The sequence below is a fragment of the Ammoniphilus soli genome, from assembly GCF_040813775.1.
In genome coordinates this window covers 1-5,222 of sequence record NZ_JBEGDL010000083.1, presented here as the reverse complement: position 1 = coordinate 5,222, position 5,222 = coordinate 1, and the positions used below count along the sequence as shown (strand labels likewise).

General features: G+C 36.3%; 7 protein-coding genes. 2 read left to right on the top strand and 5 right to left on the bottom strand.

All coding sequences use genetic code 11. The features are described 5' to 3' along the window. Together ABLT31_RS38040 and ABLT31_RS38035 are read right to left on the bottom strand one after the other, a co-directional pair. A partial coding sequence (locus tag ABLT31_RS38040; RefSeq protein ID WP_367760915.1) for a hypothetical protein occupies nt 1–190 on the bottom strand: 190 nt, incomplete at its 3' end. 143 nt (nt 191–333) lie between these two features. After that, on the bottom strand, nt 334–1,248 hold the full coding sequence (locus ABLT31_RS38035; RefSeq protein WP_367760914.1) for a DUF2935 domain-containing protein: 915 nt from the start codon (nt 1,246–1,248) through the stop codon (nt 334–336). A gap of 369 nt (nt 1,249–1,617) precedes the next feature. On the opposite strand from ABLT31_RS38035, the gene ABLT31_RS38030 reads away from it, so the two are divergent. Continuing rightward, a complete protein-coding gene (locus tag ABLT31_RS38030) occupies nt 1,618–1,974 on the top strand; it encodes a GerAB/ArcD/ProY family transporter (protein ID WP_367760913.1) in 357 nt (118 codons plus the stop codon). 438 nt (nt 1,975–2,412) lie between these two features. On the opposite strand, the gene ABLT31_RS38025 is transcribed toward ABLT31_RS38030, so the two are convergent. Further along, nucleotides 2,413–2,862 carry a CBO0543 family protein gene (locus ABLT31_RS38025; RefSeq protein ID WP_367760912.1) on the bottom strand — a complete coding sequence of 150 codons (450 nt, stop codon included), beginning with the start codon at nt 2,860–2,862 and terminating at the stop codon, nt 2,413–2,415. Between the two features lie 292 nt (nt 2,863–3,154). On the opposite strand from ABLT31_RS38025, the gene ABLT31_RS38020 reads away from it, so the two are divergent. After that, nucleotides 3,155–3,325, top strand: coding sequence for a DUF3973 domain-containing protein (locus tag ABLT31_RS38020; protein ID WP_367760911.1), 171 nt, complete (start codon nt 3,155–3,157; stop codon nt 3,323–3,325). Here ABLT31_RS38020 and ABLT31_RS38015 read toward each other — a convergent pair. Beyond that, on the bottom strand, nt 3,260–3,676 hold the full coding sequence (locus ABLT31_RS38015) for a hypothetical protein (RefSeq protein WP_462976595.1): 417 nt from the start codon (nt 3,674–3,676) through the stop codon (nt 3,260–3,262). The two genes, ABLT31_RS38020 and ABLT31_RS38015, sit on opposite strands and share 66 nt — an antisense overlap. A gap of 31 nt (nt 3,677–3,707) precedes the next feature. Then, nucleotides 3,708–4,718 carry a DUF3231 family protein gene (locus ABLT31_RS38010; protein WP_367760909.1) on the bottom strand — a complete coding sequence of 337 codons (1,011 nt, stop codon included), beginning with the start codon at nt 4,716–4,718 and terminating at the stop codon, nt 3,708–3,710. Between the last annotated feature and the right edge of the window lie 504 nt (nt 4,719–5,222).

The window sequence follows — 5,222 nt, the reverse complement described above, 5'->3', positions numbered from 1 at the left end:
TTTCAGAAGAAGTAAGTCTAATGTTGTGTTCAGTTTTCATTCCTTGTATCCCCCTACATTCCTTAAATCCATATTGTGTAGTGTATATTTTTTCCAAGTAATTCAGGAATATGTTTGCAAAAATATAGAAAAGCCCAACCGTAGGAAGGTTAGGCTCTGTCATAAACACAAACAAATAAAAACCACCCAAGTTTTACAACACAGATTAGGCGCATCCCCTTCACAGCGCACTAGGTTTTTGCCTAACACATAAAAATAGGCACTCCATTTTACCATGTAAAAACTCCCCACTTCACAAAACAATCTGTAGGGAGTCATCCATTTTAAAATAAATTATCTTCTTATTCGCTCAAGGATATCAATAAAGTATACGGTTTCACGACGCATATGGTCAGCAAGTAATGGCGGGAAATTTGTCTGTTTGGTTGGGATGGTACACGTCATAATATCACTTAATACTTTACTTAGATACCCTTCAAATTCCCTTGAAATTTTAATATTTTCTTGCAATAGTTGTTGCAGCCCTTGACCACTTCTTTCAACTTCTTTTGCTTGTTCAATTTGATTAGCAAACTCCTTTTCAATGATTAATGCACGCTGTCGGTACTTTTCTTGCACTTCAGGTCTAAATGACATTGCTAAATGTGATGCATGTTCCGAATGAATCCTGCTGAAGAACATACTTTCCTCAATGGCTACTCTGAACAATTTGTCGCTTGGTAATGTATGATATAACAGCCTGGGAACTGTTTGTGCTTCCTTCTGTCCATTTGGTATCCCCAAGACTTCACGGGTTTTTGTTATCCTTCCTTTAGAGCGTTCCAAAGTTCCAACAAAACGGTCTGCTTCACGCCGAACATGGTCAACCAAAACGGCGGGTAAAATGGCAAGACCCTTACACGCTTCCAAAGCATTAAAAATTTCCCTTTTAAACATAATAAGCTGATTGACCATGTAAATTGTTCTTTCCCTTAGGGAGTGTAAGACTTCAACTGGTGCTTTGCTAGGTGTCATGATGACTTCTTGATGTAGACGATCCAATTGAACTGCAAACTGGTCAGCTAATCGAAACAATTCTTCTTGGGCTGGGTTGGGGTCTAGTCCCAATCGGATAAACTTTGCATGTTCCGACATAATGATAACCCAAACCCTCATTTCTTCTAAGGCTGCAATAAGTTCTTCATGTCTAGGATTTATTCGTGTATTAAAAAACCGATCATTCTGTAAATTCTCTGAATACTGATTCACTACTTATTTCCTCCTTCACAACAGTTTTTTCTATAACAATGTATGTTGGAGAAAAGAAATTGGGCAATTGTGTAGGTAAAGTATTACGCCCATTTTTATGTGGGCTGTCTTATTGAACTGGGTATCTTGAATTTCTTTTCCTTACTGAAGAAGGATTATCGTAAAGTGAACACGATCTTGTATGAATTGGATTTTATTTCTATCTTTGGAAATGATACATAAAAGGCATTTTGAGTTTAAATCCTCTTCTGCGTGGGGATGGATTTTTTTGAATTTATACAATTGCTTGGTATTGTACCTCGGTGAAAAATAGCTATAAACCAAAATAGCCACGATAGTTAATCATTCATTGATTTAGGAAGGAAAAACATGAACAAAGAAACTATCACCGTTTTTCAATTGGTTATGATCATGATGACTTCGACAGGTCTAATGAATCATGTCATCATTATTCCATTATTATTAAAAGCAGCCGGTCGTGACTCTTGGATTTCTGTACTATTGACCATCATTGTCCTGTTGTGCTGGGTTGTACTGATTTATTATATTATGAAAAAAACCGAACAGCAGAATATGTTTCTTTGGTTTCAACATCTCTACCGAAAGCATCCAAAAATATGGCATCAGTACAGCGTTAAAGGTGAATTCCCTTTAGATCCTGACTCGTTGCAATCGATTGAGGTCAAGGTTAAACTGGTTTCCTCGAATAAACTCAGAATCAAATGAAAACTATTAAGTCAAAGAAATATAAAGGCGCTCTAATGCGTCTTTTTGTATTTTATAAATTACTTATGACCTTTACGAAAATCAAGTGGGCAATAGATTTTTTTGGCATAACAAATAATTGATGTCATAAAACCTAACAAAAAATGTGTCAAAATGGCGAACTAGATTTATAATCAAATTACATAAAACGACAAGGAGCGGAGAGAAATGACAAACTTTGATCTAACCACATATACGGAAGAAGAGTTGTACTGGGCAATTTACCAAAAAGAGCAAAAAGAGCAAACAAATAAAGGACTAGAGATACTCTAGTCCTTTATTTGTTTGTGTACATCTACATCTTAATTTAAGGATGATTCAGTTTATTTTATTGCCCAACATACTCCAAAACACCAAAAAGACCGGCAATAGCATCCGCTCCTCAACAATAGATTCCCGTTAGACATGTTTTTCTCTCCACTTGTGATGGAAATAAAAAATCAGATACAGAATCCAATCACATAAATATGACCAACCCAAATTCCACCAGTTTTGATATTCCATGTACCCTGTTCTCGTTGCTAACCATTCAAGAACTACTGCTAGGATTGACCAATTGAAAATGTGACAAATTACGGATAACGTATTCTGCTTTTGAGGAAGGGTTTGAAGAAAAAGGTAAACAACAATAGGATAAACCCCAAACTGTTGCATAGTGTGATGTAAATAGTGCATTTTCTCTGGATTAGGATAGTCCCATAATGAAAAGTCATGAGCAAGGGAATCTACAGTACATGCAAGAAACATTGCAAGAAGGCATGTTGTCCAATATAGATGAAATTTTTTCTTATCAGCAAAGATAAAGAAGCATATCCATGAGATAACAAATAAGGTGTTTGAAAAAGCCATATAAGAACCTCTATTCAGTAAACATTGGTTTATTCCATTTTACCTATCTTTTACATCATCTCACTTAACTTACCCCTTATACTTTATTTAACTATCTTGCCCTTTTAGTTGAGTAACGAAACGAAGAGCGATTGTGATCACCGCTCCTCAACTATTGAATCCCGTTCTAACCTAATAAATAAGACCGCCATGATCGGATCATGGGGTCTCACATTTTCAATTTTTGCAATAAAGGTGATTAGGTATTTTTAACGAATACTTATATGATATTAAAGATTTAAAGGAGGTTGAAATGTACTTTTGCTTAGTTTGCGATAAAATGCATCAAAAATCAACGGCAGAGAAAATCTTAACAACTGGATTTCGCACAATCCTTGCAACGAAGGAAAAGCATCCGTTAGGTATTTGTAAAACGACGGATCAAATTTACCAAACCTATTCCAATACCAGCTCCCAAAACTAAACAAAGTATCGGCAACCAAATAGGACCTAAAAAATAAGGAGAATAGATGACTCCAATGGTTCCTAGGTAAGCGGAGATGACAAAGGGCAAAAACGAAAACGAATCACCTCCACCAGCATCTTTATAGGCATCATAGATCGCAAAAAGGTAAAGACAAGGGTAAAACATCAGCCATCCATAATCGGTCACTTCAATTGATTTTTTAATGTCACCTTGAAAACTGAATATAATGGCTTGATTCAACCTTGCATTTACATTAATTAAGAACTCTAAAACAATAAAGACAAATCCTTTAAAATACTTTTGATTTAAGAATTGCGCAAATCCGGGTAGAGCAATACCCCAAACCATTTTTTCGATTTCCTCCGGTCTCGCCATACCATCACTTCTTACCGCTCGCTAAAGAAACACGATCATCTGCCGTTGGCGGCTGCTCCATCCAACCATTATTAATCAAAATGTTGGCTCCATCTTCTCCATATTGCTCCATTTCTGATGTCATACGTACATATTGGGTAGCTAAATCTCGTCTCATACAAACTGCAATAGCTGCACCATAAAAAGCAACGGCTGTTTGCGTATAAAATCCGGTATGAAACGTCATTAATTTATCCGAAAACGGTGCCACGGTGGAATTGGTAACCTCGTCATCCCATGGTGGAGGAGAAGGGAGATTATCTTCATGAAGCAAGGAACTAAAGATTTCAATATGCTTTGAAGAAAGTTGAGATCCTCTCATAAAATATTCTCGAACATCTTGGGATTGTGCCACTTGACTAAATCCAAGAACCATCGCTTTCCCCAGAACCATTTTATTCATATTAAAAATAATGTTACTAATCTCAATTCCGTTTAACGGTCGACGATTGCCGAACCACCCCGTTAAAAAACCTTGTTTTTTCACATATTGAGCCATTTCTGGCGGGTGAAGATATGGGGGTCTTGTATAGAGTCCTTTCGATAGGAGTAAATCAAGGGATTGGTTAAACAACTCCATGGATTCTACATTACAATCCGCATAATATTTCCGAACATCAGAACGTACAGAAGTAGTAAAAGCAACGGCGTACCCTGTCAACCCATGTGCAGCCATAATGTGTATGTATTTCAAGAAAAGATTGTCTGAAAATAAGCGTGGAGCCTCTAAGTTGACATCCTCATCTGTAAATCCATAGGGGATAGGATATTTTTCTTCATGGAAAAATTCCTTAATCCTTTCAAGATGGCGCTTAGATAAACTCAATGAAAATTCTAAAATCGAGCGAATATCATCATCTTCCACTTTCTTTAACATATATTTGAGCATACAAACTGACATGCTATCACCCATGTATTGAGTCCAAAGATTTGCAAGTTCGGTTGAGACTAATTTTGGATTGTGTTGAGTTTCCATTTTACCCTCCTGAATACTAATGTTGGATTTAGTATCCCTCAATAGGTAGGGAATTATTGGAATTCAGAATCCAATAATCAAAGGTTTCTCTAGATGGATCAACCCTTAACTAATCTCCCAATAGCAACAAAAGGCTGTCATCAAAAAAATGGTAGCCCTTATTATTTGTTCTAATTTTTCTATAGATCTCCGACAAAATGGAAAATTTATGATCACAGAACGCGGAAGAAAACTATTCCTGCGGGTTAGATTTGAATAACACTTGGATTACCAAAACAATACAAGTAACCGACTCAGGTTTACAAAAGTCGGTTTTTTGGTTTACCAAAATATAATATTGTTAACCTGAATAAAAATGGACTGACAAAACGCAGCTCTGCTTGTGGAACAATCGATTCCCGTTAGAATAGCATGTTACCTAGACCCCTAAATCTTTTAAAAAGATTTCGTCATTAAATAAGCCCATTTTTCTTACTTCCATATGAATTTCGTTATATATCTTTC